Source organism: Micromonospora sp. NPDC049903, from assembly GCF_044460945.1.
In the GTDB taxonomy this organism is placed as follows: Bacteria; Actinomycetota; Actinomycetes; order Mycobacteriales; family Micromonosporaceae; genus Micromonospora.
The window spans coordinates 18,131-39,962 of the sequence record NZ_JBITKL010000012.1; the positions used below are offsets into that span (position 1 = coordinate 18,131).

General features: G+C 72.2%; 23 protein-coding genes and 1 riboswitch. Of the genes, 11 read left to right on the top strand and 12 right to left on the bottom strand.

What is annotated here, in order from left to right; all coding sequences use genetic code 11:
• Window positions 1-46 precede the first annotated feature (46 nt).
• From ACIBO1_RS19285 to ACIBO1_RS19295, 3 genes are read left to right on the top strand one after another with little or no spacing between them, the layout of a single operon-like run.
• Entirely contained in the window at window positions 47-1,021 is a 975-nt protein-coding gene (locus tag ACIBO1_RS19285) for a carbohydrate ABC transporter permease (protein WP_396748279.1), read from the top strand.
• The gene (locus ACIBO1_RS19290; protein WP_396748281.1) at window positions 1,014-1,853 is read left to right on the top strand and encodes a carbohydrate ABC transporter permease; all 840 of its coding nucleotides are present in this window, start codon (window positions 1,014-1,016) and stop codon (window positions 1,851-1,853) included. Before ACIBO1_RS19285 ends, ACIBO1_RS19290 begins: the two co-directional genes overlap by 8 nt.
• 11 nt (window positions 1,854-1,864) lie before the next feature.
• Entirely contained in the window at window positions 1,865-3,265 is a 1,401-nt protein-coding gene (locus tag ACIBO1_RS19295) for a GH1 family beta-glucosidase (protein ID WP_396748283.1), read from the top strand.
• A 70-nt stretch (window positions 3,266-3,335) separates the two neighbouring features.
• Here ACIBO1_RS19295 and ACIBO1_RS19300 read toward each other — a convergent pair whose 3' ends face one another.
• Complete coding sequence (locus ACIBO1_RS19300) at window positions 3,336-4,280, bottom strand: SDR family oxidoreductase (RefSeq protein WP_396748285.1); 945 nt, start codon at window positions 4,278-4,280, stop codon at window positions 3,336-3,338.
• Window positions 4,281-4,458: 178 nt separating this feature from the next.
• Between ACIBO1_RS19300 and ACIBO1_RS19305 the strand changes: the two genes are divergently transcribed.
• Window positions 4,459-5,301, top strand: a complete 843-nt coding sequence (locus tag ACIBO1_RS19305) for a helix-turn-helix transcriptional regulator (protein ID WP_396748287.1) — start codon at window positions 4,459-4,461, stop codon at window positions 5,299-5,301.
• Between the two features lie 19 nt (window positions 5,302-5,320).
• Here ACIBO1_RS19305 and ACIBO1_RS19310 read toward each other — a convergent pair whose 3' ends face one another.
• The 6 genes from ACIBO1_RS19310 to ACIBO1_RS19335 form a co-directional block, all read right to left on the bottom strand.
• Window positions 5,321-6,907, bottom strand: a complete 1,587-nt coding sequence (locus tag ACIBO1_RS19310; protein WP_396748289.1) for a hypothetical protein — start codon at window positions 6,905-6,907, stop codon at window positions 5,321-5,323.
• A gap of 432 nt (window positions 6,908-7,339) precedes the next feature.
• Window positions 7,340-8,659: a histidine decarboxylase gene (locus tag ACIBO1_RS19315; RefSeq protein ID WP_396748291.1), complete on the bottom strand. Its 1,320-nt coding sequence runs from the start codon at window positions 8,657-8,659 to the stop codon at window positions 7,340-7,342.
• Window positions 8,656-9,411 carry a hypothetical protein gene (locus ACIBO1_RS19320; protein ID WP_396748293.1) on the bottom strand — a complete coding sequence of 252 codons (756 nt, stop codon included), beginning with the start codon at window positions 9,409-9,411 and terminating at the stop codon, window positions 8,656-8,658. Before ACIBO1_RS19320 ends, ACIBO1_RS19315 begins: the two co-directional genes overlap by 4 nt.
• Window positions 9,412-9,423: 12 nt before the next feature.
• Window positions 9,424-10,896, bottom strand: a complete 1,473-nt coding sequence (locus ACIBO1_RS19325; protein WP_396748295.1) for an APC family permease — start codon at window positions 10,894-10,896, stop codon at window positions 9,424-9,426.
• On the bottom strand, window positions 10,884-11,546 hold the full coding sequence (locus ACIBO1_RS19330; RefSeq protein ID WP_396748297.1) for an N-acetyltransferase: 663 nt from the start codon (window positions 11,544-11,546) through the stop codon (window positions 10,884-10,886). The genes ACIBO1_RS19325 and ACIBO1_RS19330 overlap by 13 nt, the downstream gene beginning before the upstream one ends.
• 1 nt (window position 11,547) lies before the next feature.
• Window positions 11,548-12,624 (bottom strand): FAD-binding oxidoreductase, encoded by a 1,077-nt coding sequence (locus ACIBO1_RS19335; RefSeq protein WP_396748299.1) that lies wholly within the window; start codon window positions 12,622-12,624, stop codon window positions 11,548-11,550.
• A 368-nt stretch (window positions 12,625-12,992) separates the two neighbouring features.
• Between ACIBO1_RS19335 and ACIBO1_RS19340 the strand changes: the two genes are divergently transcribed.
• Window positions 12,993-14,246, top strand: a complete 1,254-nt coding sequence (locus ACIBO1_RS19340; RefSeq protein WP_396748301.1) for an XRE family transcriptional regulator — start codon at window positions 12,993-12,995, stop codon at window positions 14,244-14,246.
• A 205-nt stretch (window positions 14,247-14,451) separates the two neighbouring features.
• Here ACIBO1_RS19340 and ACIBO1_RS19345 read toward each other — a convergent pair whose 3' ends face one another.
• The 4 genes from ACIBO1_RS19345 to ACIBO1_RS19360 all read right to left on the bottom strand — a co-directional run bounded on the left by ACIBO1_RS19345 (window position 14,452) and on the right by ACIBO1_RS19360 (window position 16,493).
• Window positions 14,452-14,637, bottom strand: coding sequence for a hypothetical protein (locus ACIBO1_RS19345; protein WP_396748303.1), 186 nt, complete (start codon window positions 14,635-14,637; stop codon window positions 14,452-14,454).
• A 45-nt stretch (window positions 14,638-14,682) separates the two neighbouring features.
• Window positions 14,683-15,114, bottom strand: a complete 432-nt coding sequence (locus tag ACIBO1_RS19350; protein WP_396748305.1) for a hypothetical protein — start codon at window positions 15,112-15,114, stop codon at window positions 14,683-14,685.
• Between the two features lie 70 nt (window positions 15,115-15,184).
• Window positions 15,185-15,925, bottom strand: a complete 741-nt coding sequence (locus ACIBO1_RS19355) for a hypothetical protein (RefSeq protein ID WP_396748307.1) — start codon at window positions 15,923-15,925, stop codon at window positions 15,185-15,187.
• A complete protein-coding gene (locus ACIBO1_RS19360) occupies window positions 15,918-16,493 on the bottom strand; it encodes an RNA polymerase sigma factor (protein WP_396748309.1) in 576 nt (191 codons plus the stop codon). The genes ACIBO1_RS19355 and ACIBO1_RS19360 overlap by 8 nt, the downstream gene beginning before the upstream one ends.
• 79 nt (window positions 16,494-16,572) lie before the next feature.
• Between ACIBO1_RS19360 and ACIBO1_RS19365 the strand changes: the two genes are divergently transcribed.
• Window positions 16,573-17,823: a YncE family protein gene (locus tag ACIBO1_RS19365; protein ID WP_396748311.1), complete on the top strand. Its 1,251-nt coding sequence runs from the start codon at window positions 16,573-16,575 to the stop codon at window positions 17,821-17,823.
• Window positions 17,824-18,012: 189 nt separating this feature from the next.
• Window positions 18,013-18,432 (top strand): roadblock/LC7 domain-containing protein, encoded by a 420-nt coding sequence (locus ACIBO1_RS19370; protein ID WP_396748313.1) that lies wholly within the window; start codon window positions 18,013-18,015, stop codon window positions 18,430-18,432.
• A gap of 4 nt (window positions 18,433-18,436) precedes the next feature.
• Here ACIBO1_RS19370 and ACIBO1_RS19375 read toward each other — a convergent pair whose 3' ends face one another.
• A complete protein-coding gene (locus ACIBO1_RS19375; protein ID WP_396748315.1) occupies window positions 18,437-18,841 on the bottom strand; it encodes a DUF2267 domain-containing protein in 405 nt (134 codons plus the stop codon).
• Between the two features lie 125 nt (window positions 18,842-18,966).
• A riboswitch (cobalamin riboswitch) is annotated at window positions 18,967-19,142 on the top strand.
• Between the two features lie 29 nt (window positions 19,143-19,171).
• On the opposite strand from ACIBO1_RS19375, the gene ACIBO1_RS19380 reads away from it, so the two are divergent.
• From ACIBO1_RS19380 to ACIBO1_RS19395, 4 genes are read left to right on the top strand one after another with little or no spacing between them, the layout of a single operon-like run.
• On the top strand, window positions 19,172-19,864 hold the full coding sequence (locus ACIBO1_RS19380; protein WP_396748317.1) for an energy-coupling factor ABC transporter permease: 693 nt from the start codon (window positions 19,172-19,174) through the stop codon (window positions 19,862-19,864).
• A complete protein-coding gene (locus ACIBO1_RS19385) occupies window positions 19,861-20,190 on the top strand; it encodes an energy-coupling factor ABC transporter substrate-binding protein (protein WP_350697719.1) in 330 nt (109 codons plus the stop codon). The genes ACIBO1_RS19380 and ACIBO1_RS19385 overlap by 4 nt, the downstream gene beginning before the upstream one ends.
• Window positions 20,190-20,933, top strand: a complete 744-nt coding sequence (gene cbiQ, locus ACIBO1_RS19390) for a cobalt ECF transporter T component CbiQ (RefSeq protein ID WP_396748319.1) — start codon at window positions 20,190-20,192, stop codon at window positions 20,931-20,933. Before ACIBO1_RS19385 ends, cbiQ begins: the two co-directional genes overlap by 1 nt.
• The gene (locus ACIBO1_RS19395) at window positions 20,930-21,829 is read left to right on the top strand and encodes an energy-coupling factor ABC transporter ATP-binding protein (protein ID WP_396748321.1); all 900 of its coding nucleotides are present in this window, start codon (window positions 20,930-20,932) and stop codon (window positions 21,827-21,829) included. Before cbiQ ends, ACIBO1_RS19395 begins: the two co-directional genes overlap by 4 nt.
• The last annotated feature ends 3 nt before the right edge of the window (window positions 21,830-21,832 follow it).

The window sequence follows — 21,832 nt, forward strand, 5'->3', positions numbered from 1 at the left end:
GAGGTGCCCGCCGACCCTCCCACGGCCAGCCTGCGGAAGGACCCTGATGGCAGTCACCACCTCGCCGCCCGCCAGCACTCCCACCGACACCGGGCCACCCGCGCGGCCACGATCCCGCCGGCCCCGCCGGTCGCTGCTGCCGTACCTGTTGCTCGCCCCGGCCATCGTGCTGGAGCTGGCGATCCACGTCGTGCCGATGCTCGTCGGCGCGTGGATGAGCCTGCTGGAACTCACCCAGTTCCACATCCGCGACTGGTCCGGCGCGCCCTTCGTCGGGCTGGACAACTACCGCGTCGTGCTGGACGTCGACTCCGCCGCCGGGGCCGACCTGCTGCGCTCGTTCCGGGTCACCGCCGTCTACACGGTGCTCTCCGTCGGGCTGTCCTGGGTGCTCGGCACCACCGCCGCGGTCCTGCTGCAACGACCCTTCCGGGGCCGCGCGATCCTGCGTGCGCTCTTCCTCACCCCGTACGCGCTGCCGGTCTACACCGCCGTGATCACCTGGACCTTCCTGTTCCAGCGCGACACGGGCCTGGTCAACCACGTGCTGGTGGACCAGTTGGGGCTGGTCGACGAGCCGCCGTTCTGGCTGATCGGCGACAACAGCTTCGTCGCGCTGCTGATCGTGTCGATCTGGCGGACCTGGCCCTTCGCCTTCCTCTGCATCATGGCCGGGCTGCAGAACATCCCCGACGAGCTGTACGAGGCCGCCGCCATGGACGGCGCCGGGTTCTGGCGTCGCCTGCGCTCGGTGACCCTGCCGATGCTGCGCCCGGTCAACCTGGTGCTGCTGCTGGTGCTGTTCCTCTGGACGTTCAACGACTTCAACACCCCGTACGTCCTGTTCGGCGGCTCGGCACCGGCCGAGGCCGACCTGATCTCGCTGCACATCTACCGCAGCTCCTTCCAGACTTGGGACTTCGGCACCGGCTCGGCCATGTCGGTGGTGCTGCTGCTGTTCCTGCTGCTGGTCACCGCCGGGTACCTGCTGCTGACCAACCGACGGAGGAACGATGCGTGAGACCGCCGCCGAACGCTGGTCCCGCCGGATCGTGCTGACCCTGCTCGCCGGGTTCGTGCTCGTCCCGCTCTACGTGATGGTCAGCTCGGCGCTCAAACCGTTGTCCGACGTGCAGGCCGCCTTCACCTGGTGGCCCCGACGCCCGACCGTGCAGGCGTTCGTGGACATGTGGTCGACCGTCCCGCTCGGCCGGTACCTGCTCAACAGCCTGCTGGTGGCCAGCGTGGCGGCGATCTTCTCGGTCACCGTGGCGGTCTTCGCCGCGTACGCGGTCAGCCGCTACCGGTTCCGGGGCCGGCAGGTCTTCGCGGTGACCGTGCTCTCCACCCAGATGTTCCCCGGCATCCTGTTCCTGCTGCCGCTGTTCCTGATCTACGTCAACCTGGGCAACGCCACCGGCATCGCGCTCTACGCCAGCCGCACCGGCTTGATCATCACGTACCTCACCTTCTCGCTGCCGTTCTCGATCTGGATGCTGGTCGGCTACTTCGACTCGATCCCGCGCGGGCTCGACGAGGCCGCCCAGGTCGACGGCGCCGGCCCGCTGCGCACCCTGTTCCAGGTGGTGCTGCCGGCGGCGGTGCCCGGTGTGGTCGCGGTGACCGTGTACGCGTTCATGACCGCGTGGGGCGAGGTGCTGTTCGCCTCGGTGCTGACCAACGAGAGCAGCCGTACCCTCGCCGTCGGCCTGCAGGGCTACTCCACCCAGTTCAACGTCTACTGGAACCAGGTGATGGCCGCCTCGCTGGTGGTCAGCGTGCCGGTGGTCGCCGGCTTCCTGGCGTTGCAGCGCTACTTCGTCGCCGGCCTGACCGCCGGCGCGGTCAAGTGAGCCCGTCCACCGTGAGAACCGAGGAGAACCCGCCCGTGCCGGACCTGTCCCCGCTGCCGCCCGACTTCCTCTGGGGTGTCGCCACCTCGGCCTACCAGATCGAGGGCGCCGTCCACGCCGACGGCCGCGGACCCTCCATCTGGGACACCTTCTGCACCCGGCCGGGCGCCGTCGACAACGGCGACACCGGCGAGGTCGCCTGCGACCACTACCACCGGTGGCCGCAGGACGTGGCGCTGATGCGCGAACTCGGCGTCGAGGCGTACCGCTTCTCGGTGGCCTGGCCCCGGGTCCGACCCGACGGCGTCGGCCCGGTCAACGCCGCCGGCCTGGACTTCTACGACCGGCTGACCGACGCGCTGCTGGCCGCCGGCATCCGCCCCTTCGTCACGCTCTACCACTGGGACCTGCCGCAGGCGATGCAGGACCGGGGCGGCTGGCCGCAACGGGACACCGCCGAGGCGTTCGCCGACTACGCCGCCGTGGTCGCGGCCCGCCTCGGTGACCGGGTCACCGACTGGTGCACCGTGAACGAGCCGCTCTGCGTCGCCTGGATCGGCCACCTCGAAGGGCGGATGGCCCCCGGCGACCGGGACCTGGGTCGCGCCGTGCACACCGCCCACCACGTGCTGCTCGGCCACGGCCTGGCCACCACCGCGATCCGGGCGCACGCCGCCGCCCCGGCGTCGATCGGGCCGGTGCTCAACCTCAGCCCGATCGACCCGGCCAGCGACCGGCCCGCCGACCTGGCCGCCGCCCGCCGACTCGACGGGCACGTCAACCGCTGGTGGCTGGACCCGCTGCACGGCCGGGGCTACCCGACCGACATGGTGGCCACCTACGGCGTCGAGCCGCCGGTACGCGGCGACGACCTCGCGGTCATCGCCACCCCGACCGACTTCCTCGGCGTCAACTACTACTTCCGGCAGGTCGCCGCCGACGACCCCGACGGCCCGGCACCGTACGCCCGGCAGGTGCCGGTGCCCGACGCGCCGCACACCGCCATGGACTGGGAGGTGCACCCGGCGGGCCTGGAACGCCTGCTGGTCGAGGTGAGCCAGGAGTACGCCCCGCCCCGCATCCTGGTCACCGAGAGCGGCTCGGCCTGGCCGGACGTGGTCGCCGCCGACGGCACCGTCACCGACCCGGAACGCACCGACCACCTGGAACGACACCTGGCCGCGTGCGCGGCGGCGGTGCGCCGGGGCGCCCCGGTGGCCGGCTACTTCGCCTGGTCCCTGCTGGACAACTTCGAGTGGGCGTACGGATACGACAAGCGCTTCGGTCTGGTGCACGTCGACTACGCCACCCAGCGGCGCACGCTCAAGGCCAGCGGCGCCCGCTACGCCGACCTGATCCGCACCCACCAGCGGCGTACCGCGACGGTCGATCCCGTCGCGGTACGCGGATGACGGGCCGACGGGGCCCGGGACGCCCCGGGTGCCGCGCCGGGCGGCATCCGGGGCACCCACCGCACTCGGCTCAGTCGGTCGGGTACGACACCGACGTGAACTCCTCGGAGACCCGCCAGACGCGCTGCGCCTCGGCGGCGTCGCCCAGCCGGGAGTAGAGCTTCTGCTCGGCCGGAGCACCCCCCAGGTTCCCGATGCCGCTCGGCCCGTAGAACCGGCCACCGACGGCGGCGGGGGAGGTGGCGGCGTACAGGGCGGGAAGCTGCGCGGTCTGGACCGTGCCCACGACGATGCCGAGCCGGGACATGGTCTGGATCATGTGTCGGCCCATGGTGTCCCGCTGGCGACCCACCTCGGGACGCGCGGCGAGCAGGCTGGTCGGGGCGACCCCCGGGTGGGACAGGTTGCTGGTGATGCCCCAGCCGTGGGCCCGACTGCGGCGGTCCAGTTCGAGCCCGAACAACCCGAACGCGATCTTGGACTGGCTGTACGCGCGCATCCCGTCGTACGACCGCTCCCAGTTCAGGTCGTCCCAGTTGATGGCGTTGCGGTTCGCCGCGATGCTGACCTGCGACGTCACCCGCGCCCGACCGTCGCGCAGCAGCGGCAACAGGTGACCCACGAGGGCGAAGTGCCCCAGATGGTTGGTGCCGAACTGCAGCTCGAACCCGTCGGGGGTGCGTTGCAACTGCGGCGGGGTCATCACGCCCGCGTTGTTGACGAGGAGATGAATCGGCCGACCCTCCGCACGCAGCGTCTCGCCGAGCGTGGCGACGGAGGCGAGCGAGGAGAGGTCGAGCGCCCGCAGCGACACGGTCGCCCTCGGGTGCTGACGGCGGATGGCCGCGACCGCCGCCTCGCCCTTGCCCGGATTACGCACCGGCAGGATCACGTCGGCGCCGGCGGCGGCGAGCCGGGTGGCGATGCCGAGCCCGATGCCGTCGCTGGCCCCGGTGACGACCGCCCGCTTTCCGGACAGGTCGGGAACACTGATGTCGATCGGCTTACCTGGCATGTTCGTACTCCTGGGATCGTGTCGGTGTCTCCACCCTCGGCGATCTCGACGGCGATATTCAGGGACCGTCGATCCCCGGATCGCGCGGCCGGGTCAGCGCGGCGAAGGGGGGATCGGCGGGCCGTGGCTACCGGCCGACGCGGGCGGTAGAAACGAGGCGGCACCGAAGGAGGCACCCATGGCGATCGACCGGACCGGACTGGCGCAGTTCCTGCGGCGGCGTCGCGAGTCGCTGCAACCCGCCGACGTCGGCCTGCCGCGCGGGCAACGCCGCCGCACGAGCGGGCTCCGGCGCGAGGAGGTCGCCGCGCTCTGCCACATGTCGACCGACTACTACTCGCGGCTGGAACGCGAACGCGGCCCGCAGCCCTCCGAGCAGATGATCGCCTCCATCGCGCAGGGCCTGCACCTCTCCCTCGACGAGCGCGACCACCTGTTCCGGCTCGCCGGGCACAACCCGCCCGCGCCCAGCGCCGCCGGCACCCACATCAGCCCGGGGCTGCTGCGCATCCTCGACCGCCTGCACGACACGCCCGCGGAGATCGTCACCGAACTCGGCGAGACGCTCCGACAGACCCCGCTCGGCGTCGCGCTCACCGGCGACCTGACCCGCTACCAGGGCCCGGCCCGCAGCATCGGCTACCGCTGGTTCACCGACCCGGAGACCCGCGCCCGCTACGACGCCCGCGACCATCCGCACCTCACCCGGATGTTCGCCTCCGGGCTACGCGGGATCGTCACGCTGCGCGGCCCCGGCTCCCGCGCCGCGTACCTGGCCGACCTGCTCTTGACGCAGAGCGACGAGTTCCGGCAGGTCTGGGAGGACCACGAGGTCGGCGTCCGCCCGCACGAGGTGAAGCACTTCGTCCACCCCGAGCTGGGCATGTTGGAGCTGACCTGCCAGGCGCTCGTCGACCCGACGCAGGGCCACTCGCTGCTGGTCTACACCGCCGTGCCCGGCAGCGAGAGCTACGAGAAGCTGCAACTGCTGGCCGTCATCGGCACCCAGGCGATGCACTGACCGCGCAACCGTCACCCGGTCACGGGGCGCTCGTCTGCTCCACGCCGAGACCGGCCAGCACCGCCCCCCGGTAGACGACGACCGGCTCGCCGGAGCCGTCGCGCCGCGCCACCACCACGGTGTCGAGGTCGCTCGGCTGCCCACGGGGACGGGTCGGGCGCAGGGAGAACAACAGATGGCCACCGTCCGGGGTGAGGATCACCCGGTCGACGCGCTGGTCGTCGCCGGCACCGGTTCGCACCTCGGCCGCACCGCCGGACCCGTCGGTCACCAACACCCGGTCGGCCCGTACCTCGCCGTCGGAGTCGACCAGCGTGTGCAGCACCGCACCGCCACCGAGGCTCGCGGTGGGCGTGGCGCCCGGCGGGGCGACCGTCACCGTAGCGTCGGGACTGAGGGTGAGCGTCTCGCCGCCCGGCTGGAACGACAACGCCGACACCGCCGAGGCGACGGCCGGTGGGGTGTCGGTCTTGCGTACCAGCACCGCCGACGCGGCGGGCGAGCCCGGCTGCGGCGTCGCGGTGACCTCGGAGAGCCGCACCGACCAGGCGCGCGTGGGGCGCGGCGTCGGCTCGCCACTGTCCGGCCCGAACGGCACGTCCACCACCAGGGCGGTGTCCCCGGACACCGTCGCGGTCACCGACCCCGTCATCGGCGGCAGGTCCGCCACCGGCGTGACCGCACCCGACGAGAGATCGAGCACGGAGAGCCGGCGACTGTCGGAGCGGGTGTCCACCACCACGGCACGACTCCCGTCCGGGGCGAAGGCGACCTCCCCGACCGGGCTGAGCAGCGTCCGCACCTCACCGTCCGGGGCGACCACACTGACCGCCCGCCGCCGGTCGACCATGTGCAGCACCGCGAAGCCGCCGCCGGTCATCGCCCCCTGCACCGTCCCGCCGCCGAGCTCGATGGTGGGCCGGGACCGCCCGTTCGAGGTGTCCGCTATCACCAGCCGCCGGGGCCGATCCTTGCTGAGCGCGGCCAGGTAGCGGCCGTCCGCGCCGACGGCGATCGGGTACGACGGCAACGTGACGGGCGGACTCGCCGCCCCGGTCTTCAGGTCGATCCCGCCGTACCCGGTGCGCGGCCGGTCCTGCCACATCACACCACCCAACTCGGCGGCGGTGCAGGACGCCTCCACCGACGGCTGTGTGATCGCACCCTCGCCGGTCACCGTGAGGCACCGGAATCCCGTGATTGACAGCCCGGCACCGACGCCGGTCACCTCCCGGGCGGCCGTGTGGTCGGGCAACGTGACGTCGCGCAGTCGACCGTCGACGAGCAGCGCGTCGCGCCGATCCTCCGCCAGCCCCCGCGCGACGGTCGGGAACCGGGGATCGCCCAGGGCGAGGTCGACGTGCCGCCGGACCGGCGTCAGCCCCGCCACGTCGTCACCGAACCGGTCCACCGCCAGCAACCCGACCAGGTCGGTGCGCCGCTCGTCCGTCACCGGCACCGCCAGCACCGCCGCACCTAGGCCCCGCACCTCGGCCGGCAACGGCGCGGCGCGCACCGGTAACTCCGACTCCGCCCCGTCGGAGCAGCCGGCGACCGTCGCGAGAGCGGCCACCGCGATCAGGGCGGTCCAGCGGGTACGCGTCATCCCGCCATTCTGATCACCCGAGGCAACCGCCGCGACCGCAGGCGCACCGCGCGAGCTCAGACGTACAGCGCGTACCGCGCGAGCTTCGAGGTACGGCGCGTACCGCGCGAGCTTCGAGGTACGGCGCGTACCGCGCGAGCTTCGAGGTAAGGAAGGGCCCCCTGCTAACGCCTCGTGCATAGCAGGGGACCCTTCCTAACATCCGGACGGCGCGGAGAGCGGCCGATGCCCGGACGGCGCGCAGCGCTGCCGTGCGAATCCGTCGCGCAGGTGTGGAGGTGGCCGGCGGCGCAGGACCACGCTGTCCCTCGCCGCCGGCCACCGACCGGTGCCGTCCCCTCCCTGGAGCGGCAGCCGGCCAGGTGGTCGCCGGGCCCGACGACCACCGCAGAACCCGGGGCGGAAGGCGCGAGCCTGATCCGCCCCGGAAACTCAGCCCGGTTGCACCACCGTCCGCGCCGCCGTACCGGTCCACCCGGCCGGATCACTGCGTGCCGCCGCATCACCCCGCGCTGCTGGAGCACTCCGCGCCGCCGCACCACTGCGTGCCGCTGGACCACTCGGCGGTGCCGGGTCCGGAGCAGTGCGCGCTGCCGGGTCTGGTCGCAGGTCGGCGACGAAAGCGTCGACCTGGCCCTTGGTGAGGCCGGGCATGCAGACGATGTGACTGATCGGACCGTCGGTCGCCAGGAGCCACTTGCGGCGTACGGATGCCGGCGGCGTGTCGAGGACGACGGTGAAGGCGTGCGGGTGACGCCAGGCGGGCCAGCCGACCGCGGTGAGCCGGTCGACTGCGTACGCGGCGAGGCGGCGGGCCTCGCTGACCCGCCAGCGGTGCCCCTCGCGACCGTGGGTGGCGATGGCGTGCCAGAGCAGGGCGGCGGCCAGGCCGCAGCGGGAACCGGTGACGGTGCTGTCCACGGTGTCGGTGTAGGCGACGGGGGTGCCGGTGCAGCGGAGTCGACCACGGAGGAGGACGACGCCACACGGGGTGGGCGTACCGAAGAACTTGTGGCCGCTGATGGCGATGCTGTCGATGCCACCGGACGGGTCGAGGCGGAGCCGACCGTCGAGGGCGAGCGGGATGCCGGCGAGGGCGGCGTCGACGTGCAGGTGCCCGCCGGCCGGATGGGCGGCCAGGACGGCGTGGATACGGGCCGGGTCGTCGACGGCTTCGGTCATGGTGGTGCCGGCGGTGGCGACCACGATCGCCGGGCGGGTGGGTCGTCGGCGGAGCTGGGCGGCGAGCTGCTCGTGGTCGATCTCGCCGTCCTGACGGGCGGGTACTGCGAGACGTCGGGCACCGAGGATGTCGAGGATCTTGGGGATGGAGTAGTGGGCGGCGGTCGAGTGGTAGACGACCGCGCGGGGATGACGGCGCTGGGCGGCGTGCAGGGCGGCCAGGTTGCCTTCGGTGCCGCCGGTGGTGACGTACCCCCATCGGTCGTCGGCGGGCATGGCCAGCAGGTCGGCGACCCAGGCCACGACGGCCCGTTCCATGGCCTTGGTGTGTGCGGCGCCGCCCGGGTCGGTGGCCGGGTCGCCGATGTTGTTCCACAGCCGCCGGCCGAGCCGCGCCATCACCTCACTGTGGTCGAGGTCGACCGCGCCGGGGAAACCGATGCTCGTCGACGCGGCGGCGTCGGCCCGGTCGACAAGATGGCGGAGTACGGCCGCCACGTCGATCCGGTCGCGTCCCAGGTCGACCAGTTCCGCGTCCACGACGGACGGCAGCGTCGGGGTGTCGGTCACGGGCGTTCCCGGGGCAGCAGGTGGGCGGTGAGGACGGTGTGCAGCGACCCGAGTGCCCGCCACACCTCGCGGGTGTGCTGGTCGCCCTGCTCGGTGAGGTCGTGGTGCGGGTTGTAGTGGGTGATCCGGTCGGGGTCGAGGGTCCGGGTGCAGCGGATGCCGTCGACACCGAGACGGGCGTGCGGGTTACGGTCGACGTGCAGGGCGGTGCCGTCGGTCAACAGCGCGTAACACTGGCCCTTGAGATCGAACGCGGACAGTCGCCGACCGCCGGGCGGCGCGTCGCGCAGGGTCCGGGCGACCTGGTGCCAGCGGCCCTGGTCGGTGTCGAGGGTGGTGACCCCGACGCCGACATAGACGGCACCGGCCGGTGGGCTCATGTCACCGCCGTTGACCATCGACCGGTACGGCCCGAGGGGATGCCACCGGTCGCCGGTGGCGGCGCAGCGGGCCACGTTCTCGGCCGCGATGTCGGCCAGCTCACCGAGGAGCCGGGGCAGGTCGTCGGCCTCGGGCGAGGACAGCCACAGCCGGTACGCGGTGTGCAGCCGGTAGCCGTGCGGTTCGGTCGGCGCTGCGGAGACGAAGAACAGCATCACCCCGTGCGGGCCGAGCGCGTCCCGCCGCCCGTAGCGCTGGTCCGCCTCGACGAGGTGGCCCACGTTGAGCCGCTTGGTCCGGAAGACGATCTGCCGGCGCAGGTCGGCCCACCGTCGAGCCTCCGGTGACACGGTCGTGGCATGTGTGGTCATCGACTGCCCCGTTCAGATCGCCACGTCGACGGAGTCGGGCACGGCGTTGGTCCTCGGCGTGCCGCGACCGATGCCGGCGTACACGTCGGGGCGGCGGGCACGAAGGTGCCGGGCCCACAATCCGCCACCGACCGCCGCGCCGAGAAGGCTCAGCGGCAGCAGGTACGGGTACGGCGAGCCGGGTACGGCACCGAGCAGCGATCCGACGTTGCCGACCATCGCGGCCAGCAGCGCCGACCCGGCGAACACCCCCAGGGTGGGGGCGATCCGCCACTCCCCGCGGCCCGGCCGGGGACCGCGTACGGCGGCGGGGGCGGTCGTCGCGGCCACCGACGCGACCAGCAGCAGGCCGAGCAGCCCCATCGCGCCCAGGGTGGACAACCAGGTGAACATGATCGCGAGCGGGTCGGCGCCGCGCAGCGCGAACGCGGCCACCACGCCCGCCGCCACGGTGCTCTGGGCCAGCGACCCTCCGCGCGGCGCGCTGACCCGGGTTCCGGTGCCGGAGTGCGCGAGCCGGGCGGGCAGCACCTGCTCGCGGGCCATCGCGAAGACGTACCGGGCGACCACGCTGTGGAAGGCCAGCATCGAGGTGAGGATCGCGAGCACCAGCAGCACCTCCGCCACCGGCGGCCACCCGCCACCGGCCCGCGCCAGCACCGCGAACGGCAGCCCGGCCGCCGGGTCGGCGGCCAGCGCGGCGACGTCGCCGGGACCGACCGCGACCCCCATCGCCCAGGCGGCGAGCGTGTAGACGGCACCGAGGACGACCACCGCGCCGACGGTGACCCGACCCAGCGACCGGCGGTCGGTGGTCTCCTCGACCAGCGAACCGGGGGCGTCGACGCCGGTGAACGCGGCCACGCAGAACGCGACCGCACCGCCGACACCGCTGACCGCCAACCCCGACGCGTCGAAACCCGCCCAGGACAGCGTGCCGCCGGAAGGGCGTGCCACGGCGGCCAGCACGAACACCGCGACCACCAGCAGCGACGCGGCCAGCACCGCGACCAGGAACCGGGTGGACAGCACGATGGCGCGTACCCCGAGCACCCCGACGACGGCCAGCGCGAGGCCCGCCCACACCCACCACGCGCCGCCGAGCCGCGCGGCCACCGTCGCGCCGAACAGCCCGTACAGGCTGATCTGGATGGCGTTGTAGGCGACCAGCGCGACCAGACCGGCGGCGACACCCGCGCCACGACCCAGCCCGTGTGCGGCGATGCCGTAGTGGGCGGCCGGGTGCCCGACCTGCCGGGCCATCGCGGTGTACCCGACCGCGAGCAGCGCCACCGCCCCGGCCACCAGCAGGAACGTCAACGGCAGCGCCACCACGCCGGTGGTCGCATAGGTGGCGGGAACACCACCGACGAGCACCACCAGCGGCGCCGAGGCGGCGGCCACGAACACCCACGACCCGAAGGGCGTGAGGGTACGGCGGGCGAGCGCCACCGGCACGTGCGCGGAGCCGGTCAGGGTCGGCATGGCAGATCCTCCTGGGAGTGTCGGGGAACCGGGACGCGGTGCACGCGGACCCGGCGGGGCAGAACGCTGTCGAGGTCGGGCGCGGCCCGCCACAGCCGCCACAGCACCGGACCGCCGCCGTCGAGCCGGACCGGCGTGCGCGGTGCGTAGCCGAGTCGCGCGAGCAGGCCGGTCCGGGGCCGGTCGGTCACGATGTCGGCGTACGACGGCAGGGCGTGCGGGTCGATCAGCCGGTGGCGGGCGGCGAGCAACGCCTGCCCGGCGTGCTCGTCCCCGGCCAGGTGGGCGAGCCGGTGGTGCGGTCGGTGCGGATGCACCGCGTCGGTGTGCGCGTGCAGCAGCACGAACCGGCCCGCGTCCCGCCCGAGCGCACGGTGCAGGCCGAACGGTGCCGCCGCAGCCGGCGCGGGCGGCCCGAGCCGGGGATACCAGACCGCCACGGCGGCGCGGTCCCCGCCGGTCTCGACCTGGCCGTGGGCCAGGCCGTGCGCCACCACGAACCGGGCGTACGCGGCCAGCAGCGCCCGCCGCCGGACCGGGTCCGGCACCAGCCAGGCCGCCAACCGTCCGCTCGCCAGATCGGCGGTGAGCAGCCCGGTCAACGCGGGCAGATCGGCGGCGGTGGCCCGCCGCACGGTGAGTCGTCGCACGTCACGCCTCCGCCGGACGGTCGACGGCACACTGGTCCCGCTGCCGCCCCGGCCGCCGCCCCCACCGCGCCGAGTCCCCGGCCCGCCCGAACGTGACCGCCAGGTGCAGGTCGGCGGCGGCGATGCCGGAGCCGGGCAGCCGGGACCGGGCCGCCTCGATCAACGCCGGAGGCCCGCAGACGTACACCGCCTGCCCTGGCCGATGGTGACGCCGGGCGACCGTGACCAGGTCACCCCGGGCGGCCGGCGCCACCGCCGGATCGTCGGAGAACGCGGGCACCACGGTCAGCCAGTCGCGATGGGCCCGCTGGAGCAGGTCCAGGGTGGACGCGTCGTACAGGTCGAACAGGGTGCGCGCGCCCACCACCAACGTGACCCTCCGCCCGTCGGGGGCCGTGGCGACCTGCTCCACCATCGCCCGCAACGGCGCCAGCCCGGTCCCACCGGCCGCCAGCAGCAGATCCGCGCCGCCGGACGCCTCCAGCGACAACCCCACGTCGACCGCCGGCCCCAACCAGAGCGCGTCACCCGGCCGGACCTGCGTCGCCAGCAGCGGCGACAGCGCACCCGCCGACACACGGCGCACATGGAACTCCAGCGTCCCGTCCGGACGCGGCGCGTTCGCCGGGGAGTACCACCGCCACACACCCGGCAGCCGGGGCGTACCCACCGGCACCGCCTGCCCCGGCCGGAACCGCAACCGCCGCACCGGCCGGACCGTCAACACCGCCACCCCGGCGACCGGCTCCGACCGCGACTCGACCTCACCGACCATCACCTGCGGCCCGTCGCCGACCGCCCCGGCCACCCGCTCCACCAGCCGCAACGCCCGCCGGCACCCGCGCTCCCAGCGCCCCGCCGCCCCCGCGTCCCAGGCCGTACCCGAGAACCGGCCCACCGTGTCCACCAACGCCGCGCTGATCGCGGTGTCGTGATAGGCGTGCAGCCCGAACCGCTGGTACATCCGCCCCAACACGGCCAGCGCCGCCCGCCGCCCCGACGGATCGTCCCGCCCCGCGATCACCTGCCCGAGCGTGGTGAAGAACATCGACGCGTACAGGTGCGGCAGAAACCGCACACTCCGATCCTCCATGAACGCCCAAAAATGATCACTGGCCCGCTCATGCACCCCACGAACGGCCACCCACGACGACCTCGGGTCAGCCATTCGTCCGGCCGCTCGTCGTCGAGCAAACGTGAGTGGCGTCCATAAGTGGCGTGAATACGTCAGCACCAAGCACATTCATGTCAGGTCTCCGTCGAAGGCCGATGGCGTCACGATGAGCGCCCGAACTCGGCGCGGTCGTGCCTGTCGCACCTGCCCGTCAGGGCTCGGCATCGCCGACGTCAACGTTTTCGTAGATTCGCACCCAACTACAGATGTCACTGCGGTGACACGGCCCCGTCCCCTCGTTGCCACCGCTGGATAGAGCGATAATGGATGGCATGGCAGAAGTTCTGGACGCTTCCGAGGACCGGCCGGTCTGGGCCTCCCGACTACGCGCTGAACGCGCGGCGCGGGGCTGGTCCCAGGCGGATGCGATCCGGGCGCTTCGTGCCCACTCAAGAGAGCGGCTCCCCACGGACAGCACCTTGCTGCGCAACTGGAAGCGCTGGGAAGCCGGCGGAACGGAGCCGGACCCGTTCTACAAGACGCTCATAGCCAAGACCTTCGGCACCGTTACCGCCGCGTTCTTTCCTCCCCAGACCTCGCACGATGCAGATCGGGCACTGTTCGCCGGGACCGGGATGGAGACACTGGAGATCCTGGCGAGAGTCCGTGCGTCCGACGTTTCGCCGTCGACCCTGGATGCTCTGACAGTCACCGCCGACCGTCTCTGCTGCGAGTACCCGTACATACCCTCGGAGCAGCTCCACACCGAGGGCCAGGCATGGCTGCGGCGCCTCACATCCATGATGGATCGCCGACTCACGCTCTCTCAGCACCGGGAGGTGCTGACCCTCGCCGGATGGATCGCCCTCCTGGTCGGCTGCCTTGAGTACGACATGGGCGACCGTAGAACCGCAGAGGGTACCCGTAGAGCGGCGCTTTCACTTGGTGAAGAGGCCGGCAACAGTGCCGTCGTCGCCTGGACGCACGAGATGCGTGCCTGGTTCGCGCTGACGCAGGGCGACTACCGAGGTGCCATCGCTGCCGCTGAGGCGGGCGAGGAAATGGCAACGAGCGATGGTGCTGCGGTCCAACTCGCGGCACAGCGTGCCAAAGCCTGGGCGCGTTTGGGCGACAGACGACAGGTCGAAACCGCCCTTGACCAAGGTCGCCGCCTCCTGGAGTCCCTCCCGTACCCGGCGGACGTCGACCACCACTTCATGGTCGACCCCGCCAAGTTCGACTTCTACGCCATGGACTGCTACCGCATCGTCGGTGAAAACCGCCTGGCCAACCTGTACGCCCAGGAGGTCATCAGCTCATCGACCGACCCGCACGGCATCCCTCGCAAGCCCATGCGAATTGCGGAAGCGTGGGTGACACTGGGTGTCACAGCGGCCAGGGACGGAGATGTCGAAGCAGCGGTGTCCCATGGACGCCAAGCCCTCGAAGGCGACCGAAAGTCGCTGCCATCCCTCTTGATGTGCTCGCGCGAACTGGCGGATACGCTGGCCAGCCACTATCCGGATAAGGGTGAGGTCGCCTCGTACCTGGATGAAGTGCGCGCTCTGACCATGGCAAGCCGATAGCCGAGGCGAGAACGGCTGGGTTCTCTCAGATCAAACGGCACAGGTGGACAGGAAAGCAGCCACCAGTTCTGCCGGTTGCCCAGGCTTCAAGATCGCGTGCCGAGGTGGGGTTTTGTTCCGCCCCGCGTGCGCAGGGAACAGGCTCAGGTGGCAGACGAACTGGTGGGCTTCGTCGGATCATCCCAGCGTGCGCGGGGAGCAGAACTCAGGGCCTGCTCAGGTTGACGTACCACAGGTACGCGGCGACGAACGACATCAGGCTCACCGTGAGAACGAGAGAAGCGACGATCGCGATGGTCGGGACTCGCGGATCGTGGAACAACATGACGAACGCGTACACCTGGAATGCCGCGAGGGCGGTGATACCCGCCCAGGAGTCAGTCGTTCGCATCACCTGATGCAGGCGGTCCACTGCCGGATGCTCATCGACGTCGAGTCAAACCGGGCTGGCATGGGTCGACATCGGCCCGTTCCACGGGCTGAGCAGAGGTAACAGCCCGGACGCCCGCCAACTCGGCAATTGCTGACCGGCCGCCTCGTGGAAGACGCGTCGATAGAAGAGGGACAGCCGTAGGGCGGTGACCGCACGGAGCACCATGAGCATCATGGCGACCGGGATGACGAGCCGCACCGGGGAGATGTCATGGATCTTCATCCCCAGCAGTTCGGCTTCCAGGAGCGTGCTGTGCGTGAGGACGACGAATGCGGCGGCGAGAACGAGCCCCCGGGACACCGCCCGACTGGCACTTCGTCCCTGGTCCTCCTGCACCTGCAGGAGGCGCGACAGGAAGAAGCGCACGTCGTCCTTGTCGACGTCGTCGCTCCCAAGGAGCCTGGTCGCCCGCTGCTCGATCGTCAATTCCTCCACGATCTTAACTATATCGAGGTGCGGCAATGCAAATCTGGTCCGGCGGCGGTGACGTCGGCACCGATTCTCGCTATCTGAGGGTGGACGCGATCTCCACCGCTTCGTCCTTCGTCAGCTCGCCTTCGAGGCGGTAGGTCACTCCGCCCTGCTCCCAGATCAGCGTCGCGGCGGCGAGCCGGGCGCTTTCCTCCCGCACCACGCCGTCGCGGTCGACGTACGACACCGGGTGCGGGCCGGCGATCCACACCGCCTGTCGTCCGCCGATCTCCATCCACTGCGCCCCGGAACCGCCGACCTGTTTGAAGAAGACGCCGTCGAGGCGTCCGTCGAAGGCGTCCAGCCGGATCTGACCGCCCCGATAGAGCAGGGTCGCCACCCGGTGGCCCCCCGCGCCGTCCGGGTCGGCCACCAGCACCCGGTCGGGCGGGCCCAGCGCCGCCGGGACCCGGACCGGGAACCGCACCAGCCGTCGCGCCTCGTTCAGGTCGGCCGGGCGTTGCGCGGGCAGCGGTGACGGGGGAGCGGTCGGTGGCGACGGGTCGGGTGCGGTGCTGATGGTGATGCCGGCGACGCGCAGTAGTCCGGCCATCGCGTCGGCGAGCGCGGCCCGGCCGGGTGGCAGGGTCGCGACCAGCAGGGCGGAGAGGAGCGCGGCGACCGCGTACCGCCACCGACGGCGACGTCGGCCGACGGTCCGGGAGGACCGGGCGGGGGTGGCCAGCCGGGCGCGGACCTGGGCGGTGACGTCCGGTGGCTCGGGGGTTTCCAGCCAGGCGGACAGCTCGCGCAGTTCCCGTTCGAGGTCAGCCACGGCTCAGCTCCTCGACATCGAGCAGGCCGCGCAGCTTCACCAGGGCGCGGGAGGTCCGCGACTTCACCGTGCCGCGTGCCCAGCCGAGCATGGCGACCGTCTCGTCCTCGGACAGGTCGAGGAAGTAGCGGCAGACGATCACCTCGCGGTCGCGCTCCGGCAGCGACCGCAGTGCCCGGACCAGGGTGGCCCGCCGTTCCCCGGCGAGGACGGCGTCGACGGCCCCGTCCTCGACCGCCTCCGAGTTCGGGGCCACCCGGGCGGCCCGCAGCACCAGACCCGTACGCCGGTCGCGTGACCGGTGCAGGTTGCGCGTCTCGTTCGCCACGATCGCCAGCAGCCAGGATCGGGACGAGGCGTCGCCGCGATAGCGGGACAGTTTCCGGTAGCCCTTCACGAACGCCTCCTGGACCACGTCCTCCGCGTCGGATCCCGCGCCGAGCAGGATCGCCGTCCGGTATGCGGACGCGGTGTGCCGGGCGACCAGGAGTTCGTACGCCTCCAGGTCACCTGCCTGCGCGCGGGTGACGAACTCCTCGTCGTCCAGGGAAACCTCCGGTGGGATCACTGTCCTGACACCGGTCGCGTCGTCCAGGTTCCACTGTCCGCTGACGGAACCGGGATCGGCGTGGCGGTGTCATCCGGGCATGATGGCGACGAGGACGGCCACCCGACGTACCCTGTTGTCCGCGCTGGTGGGCGCGGGCGTCGCGACGCTGGTCGGGTGTGATCCGACCGGGTCCCGGGTGGCGGCGGTGCCGCCGGATCCGTTGCTCTTGGAGCTGGCCGACGGAGTCGCCCTGCTGCGCGGCGCCGAGCGGCAGGTCATCCCGCACGCCGTGGCCGCCGCCGACGGGCGGTCGGTGTACGCGAGCGCACCGGAGGGTGCCGACACCGCGTTCTGGCGGATCGAGACCGCCACGGGTGTCGCCTCCGCGCGGGTGCGGCTGCCAGGCCGCTGGGTGCCGCAGACCGTCTCCGCCGACGGCACGTGGGTGGCACTGACCACCGAGGCGGTGAGCGTCACCGCAGCGTCTCCGGCCGGGCGGGACGTCACGCCGGTGCTGATCGCCGACGCGGATGGAGTGCGGCAGCGACTACGGCTGCCGGGCAACGTCGTCCCGGAGGCGTTCAGCCACGACCACCGCGGCCTGTTCGTGCTGGAGTGGCTGCCGCCGCAGGCACCGGACCGGTACCGGGTCCGGGTGGTCGACCTCGCCACCGGTGTGGCGGGCCCGTTGCAGACCCGCCTCAAGCAGACGATCCCGGCGGACGCGGAGGAGGAGATGCGCGGCGACGGGCGGCAGGCCGTGCTCGCCCCGGACCGTCGCGTCCTGTACACGCTCTACACCCACCAACCCGATCACCGGCATACCCGGGACCGGATCAGCGGGCGGCCGGGCCGTGACGTCCACGCCTTCGTGCACACGCTGCACCTGCACGAGCGGTGGGCGTTCTGCGTGGACCTGCCGCACCCGTTCGGGGAGGGACCGGCCGACGGGCACGCCATGGCGATCGCCCCGGACGGCTCGCGGTTGTACGTCGCCGACCTCACCTCCGGCACCGTCGCCGAGATCTCCACGGAGGAGCTGACGGTACGCCGCACCGCCGCCGTCCCCGTCGCCTCCGGCCCGGCGTACGCGACGGCGGACGACGATCGACTGTTCCTCGGCGGGGCCGGTGTGGTGCGTACCGTGGATGCCGTCGGTCTGCGGGTCGTTGCCGAACGGCCGGTCGACGCTCCCGTCAGCGGTCTCCTCCTCGGCCCGGACAGCGGTCGCCTCTATGTGGGTGGGCGGGACGCACTGAGATGGCTCGACCCGGCCAGCGGCGCCGAACTGGGTCGTGCCGCGGTGCCCGGCCTGGTGGGGTTGCGTGGCCCGGTGTCGTCGTCCTGAGCGGGCGTCACCGTCGGTCAGAGGAGCGATTCCCGGCGTGATCGTGCCGTCCGACCCGTCCGATTAGGGTGACCAGCGTCGTCGTACGTTAGGAGGATCAGGGAACAGGATCAGGGGGAGTGTCAGCCCCCTGACGCCGGGTCTTCTCTGGTACGAACGTAGGAGTTTCGACGAGAGGACAGCGCCCTTATGACCCATGCCCTGGTCACCGCCGAGAACCTCAACGACGCGCTCGACGACATCGTGGATCGGGTGCCCGGTGCCAAGTTCGCGGTGGTGCTCTCCCCGGACGGCATCATGCTGGGGGCCTCGCGGGGCATCGACGAGGAGATCGCCGAGCAACTGTCCAGTGTGGTCTGTGGTCTCCAGGCGTTGGGTCTGGCCGCCGCCCGACTGTGCGGTGAGGGTGAGCTGCACCAGGTGGTGGTGCAGATGTCGCGGGCGTTCCTGTTCCACGCCACCACCGGCAACGGGGCGATCCTCACCGTCGGTATCGACGGCTCGGCCGAGGTGGGGGACATGGCGTACGAGGTCGCCCTCTTCTGCGCCCGGGCCGGGCATCACCTGCCGGTGTACGTGGAGCCGGCGCCCCACCTGACCGGGCGGTGATCCGCTAGCCGCGGTCGCGCTGCGCGTCGTACGAGGGCGCCGGGTTGGCCACCTGCCACAGTTCGGCCGGCAGGTTCGCGATGACGTCGTCGTAGTCGGCGGGGGCGACGTCATCCCGAATGGTGTCCATCACCGCCCGGATGCCGGCCTCGGCCAGGTCGGGGTCGACGTCGGCCCGGCCGCCGACGCGCTGGACGAACACGTCGAGCCCGAACCGTTCGGCGGTCTCGCTGGGCGCGAACGTGTACGCCCGTAGCCCTTCCGGGAGTTGGTCGGCCAGGTTCCGGGCCTCGCCACCGTCGATCCGCTCGGCCAGCGTGGTCAGGGTGGCGCGCGCGATGGCGGTCGCCTGTTCCGTCGACGCGCCGGTGCGGTTCGCCACGGACTCGATGAACTCGTTCTCGTCCAACCCGCCGGCCCCCTTCTCGCAACGGATCTGGCGTCTACCCGGGAATCGTCGTGACAAACGGCACTCTTCACCCGAGTACGGCCGCTGGGGCATCGATGAGTCTTGTGCGCCGGTGCGCGGAACGGATAACGTCGCGCCGTCGCGGTAATGGGAAGCCGGTGTGAGACCGGCGCGGCCCTCGCCACTGTGACCGGGGAGTTCACTCCGACTTGTACGCCACTGGGTCCGTGGAGGACCTGGGAAGGCCGGAGTTCGCGACGATCCGGGAGCCAGGAGACCGACCCCGACGTGTGATCTCGTCCACGAGGTGTTGGAAGGGGAGGTCGACTCATGCACATCGCTGAGGGCTACCTACCACCGGTGCAGGCGGCGGCATGGTTCGCGGTCTCGACACCGTTCGTCATCCACGGTGCGCGCAACCTGGTCCAGCAGGTCCGCGCGAACCCCGACGCGAAGTTGTTGCTCGGCGCGGCCGGTGCGTTCACCTTCGTCCTGTCGGCGCTGAAGATCCCTTCGGTGACCGGCTCCTGTTCCCATCCGACCGGTGTGGGTCTCGGCGCGATCCTGTTCCGAGCCCCCGTGATGAGTGTGCTCGGCACGATCGTGCTGCTGTTCCAGGCACTCCTGCTGGCCCACGGCGGGTTGAGCACGCTCGGCGCGAACGTCTTCTCGATGGCCATCGTCGGCCCCTGGGTGGCCTTCGGCGTGTACGCGCTGATCCGCCGGCTCGGTGGCGGCCTCGGCATCTCGGTGTTCTTCGCCGCCGCTTTGGCCGACCTGGCGACCTACTGCGTGACCAGTGCCCAGCTCGCGCTGGCCTTCCCCGACCCGGATTCGGGCTTCGTCGGCGCGCTGGCCAAGTTCGGGTCCATCTTCGCGGTCACCCAGATCCCGCTGGCGATCAGCGAGGGGCTGCTCACCGTCCTGGTGGTCCGGTTGCTGGTCCGGGTGAGCCCGCAGGAACTCCGCCGGCTCGGCATTCTGCGCCGTCCGGCCCCGACGACCCAGGGAGCGGTGGCGTGAAGTCGTTCGGCCGGACCAACCTGTTGTTGCTGCTCGCCGTGGTGGCGCTGGCGGTGGCGCCGCTGGTGCTGGGGCTCGGCAGCGGCGAGGAGCCGTTCGCCGGGGCAGACGCCCTCGCCGAGGAGGCGATCGTCAACGACCATCCCGACTACGAGCCGTGGTTCAGCTCGATCTACGAGCCACCGTCGGGTGAGATCGAGTCGGCGTTGTTCGCACTCCAGGCCGCCCTCGGCGCCGGGTTCCTCGGCTACTACTTCGGGGTCGCCCGGACCCGGCAGCGGCTGCGTGGCGAGCAGACCGCGACCGGGGAGAAGACCACCGACTAGTGCTCGCGTTGGACGTGGCGGCGTACGCCAGCCCCTGGCGACGCCGCCACCCGGCGGAGAAGGCCCTGTTGGCTCTGGGGCTGTTGGGCTGCGCGTTGCTCCTGCCACCGTGGCCGGGTGCCCTGGTGGTGGGTCTGACCGCGGCGGCGGCGTTGCTCGGGCCGGCGGCGCTGCCGCCGCGCCTGCTGGTCCGGGCGGCCCGGACCCCGCTGTTGTTCATCCTGACCGGCTCGGTGCCGATGCTGGTGGCGGTCTCCGGCCCGACGCGCGTGCGGTGGGCGCCGGAGGGGCTGGCGACGGCCGCCGCGACCGCCGGTCGGGCCTGCGCCGCCCTGCTCTGCCTGCTGCTGTTCGCCGCCACCACGCCGCTCGCCGACGTGCTGCCCCGACTCCAGCGTCTCGGGGTGCCCAGCGCGGTCACCGAGGTGGCCGCGCTGATCTACCGGATGTTGTTCCTGCTGTTGGAGAGCGTGCACGCGGTGCGGCAGGCCCAGGCGGCCCGGCTGGGTTACCGCACCTGGGCCAGCACCTACCGGTCACTGGCCGGGCAGGCCGGCGCGGTCTTCGTCCGGGCGTTCTCGCTGGCCCGGCGTTGGGAGGAGGGGTTGGCGCTGCGCGGTTACACCGGCTCGTTGGCGGTACGCACCGAGGTGCGGCAACCGTCGGTGGCGTTCCTGGCGACCACCGTGCTGCTGTTGGCGGCGGTGGTGCTGGCCACCCGGCTGCTGGTGGCGCTCGGATGAGCGGCGACCCGCCCCTGGCGAAGCTGCGCGAGGTCAGCGACCCGCCGCTGTTGGAACTGCGCGGGGTCAGCTTCGGGTACGAGGCGGAGCGGCCGGTGCTGACCGACGCCGACCTGCGGGTGCCGGCCGGGCGGCGGATGGCCGTGCTGGGGCCCAACGGCGGTGGCAAGACGACCCTGTTCCGGCTGATGGTCGGCGCGTTGGCCGCCGACGCGGGCACGGTGCTGGTCGGCGGGGTGCCGCTGCGCCGGACCCGGGCCGGGCTGCTCGACGTCCGCCAGCAGGTGCAACTGGTGCTCCAGGACCCGGACGACCAGTTGTTCGCCGCGACCGTCTTCCAGGACGTCTCGTTCGGGCCGGTCAACCTCGGTCTGGACGACGCGCAGGTGCGGCAGCGCTGTGCCGAGGCGCTGGCGGCGTTGGAGATCACCGACCTCGCCGACCGCCCCACCCACCTGCTCTCGTACGGCCAGCGCAAGCGGGTGGCGATCGCCGGGGCGGTGGCGCTGCGGCCCCGGGTGCTGATCCTGGACGAGCCGACCGCCGGGCTCGACCCGTCGGGGGTGGAGGCGCTGCTGCGGACGCTCGACGCCCTGCACCGGGCCGGCACCACGCTGCTGCTCGCCACGCACGACGTGGACCTGGCGTACCGGTGGGCCGACGAGCGGGTGCTGGTGGCGGGTGGCCGGATCCGGCAGGGCGTGACCGGTGCCGAGTTGGGCGGCGGGGACCTGCTCGACGGTGCCGCGTTGACTCCGGCGTGGGCGCCGGTGGTGCACCGGCTGCTGGACCGCGTACCCGACCTGGCCGGTGCCCGGCCACGGACCCCGGTGGAGTTGGCTCGGCTGTTGGACGCTCTGGTCGGTACCGGCCGAAAGGTTCCGGAAGGACCTTGACGC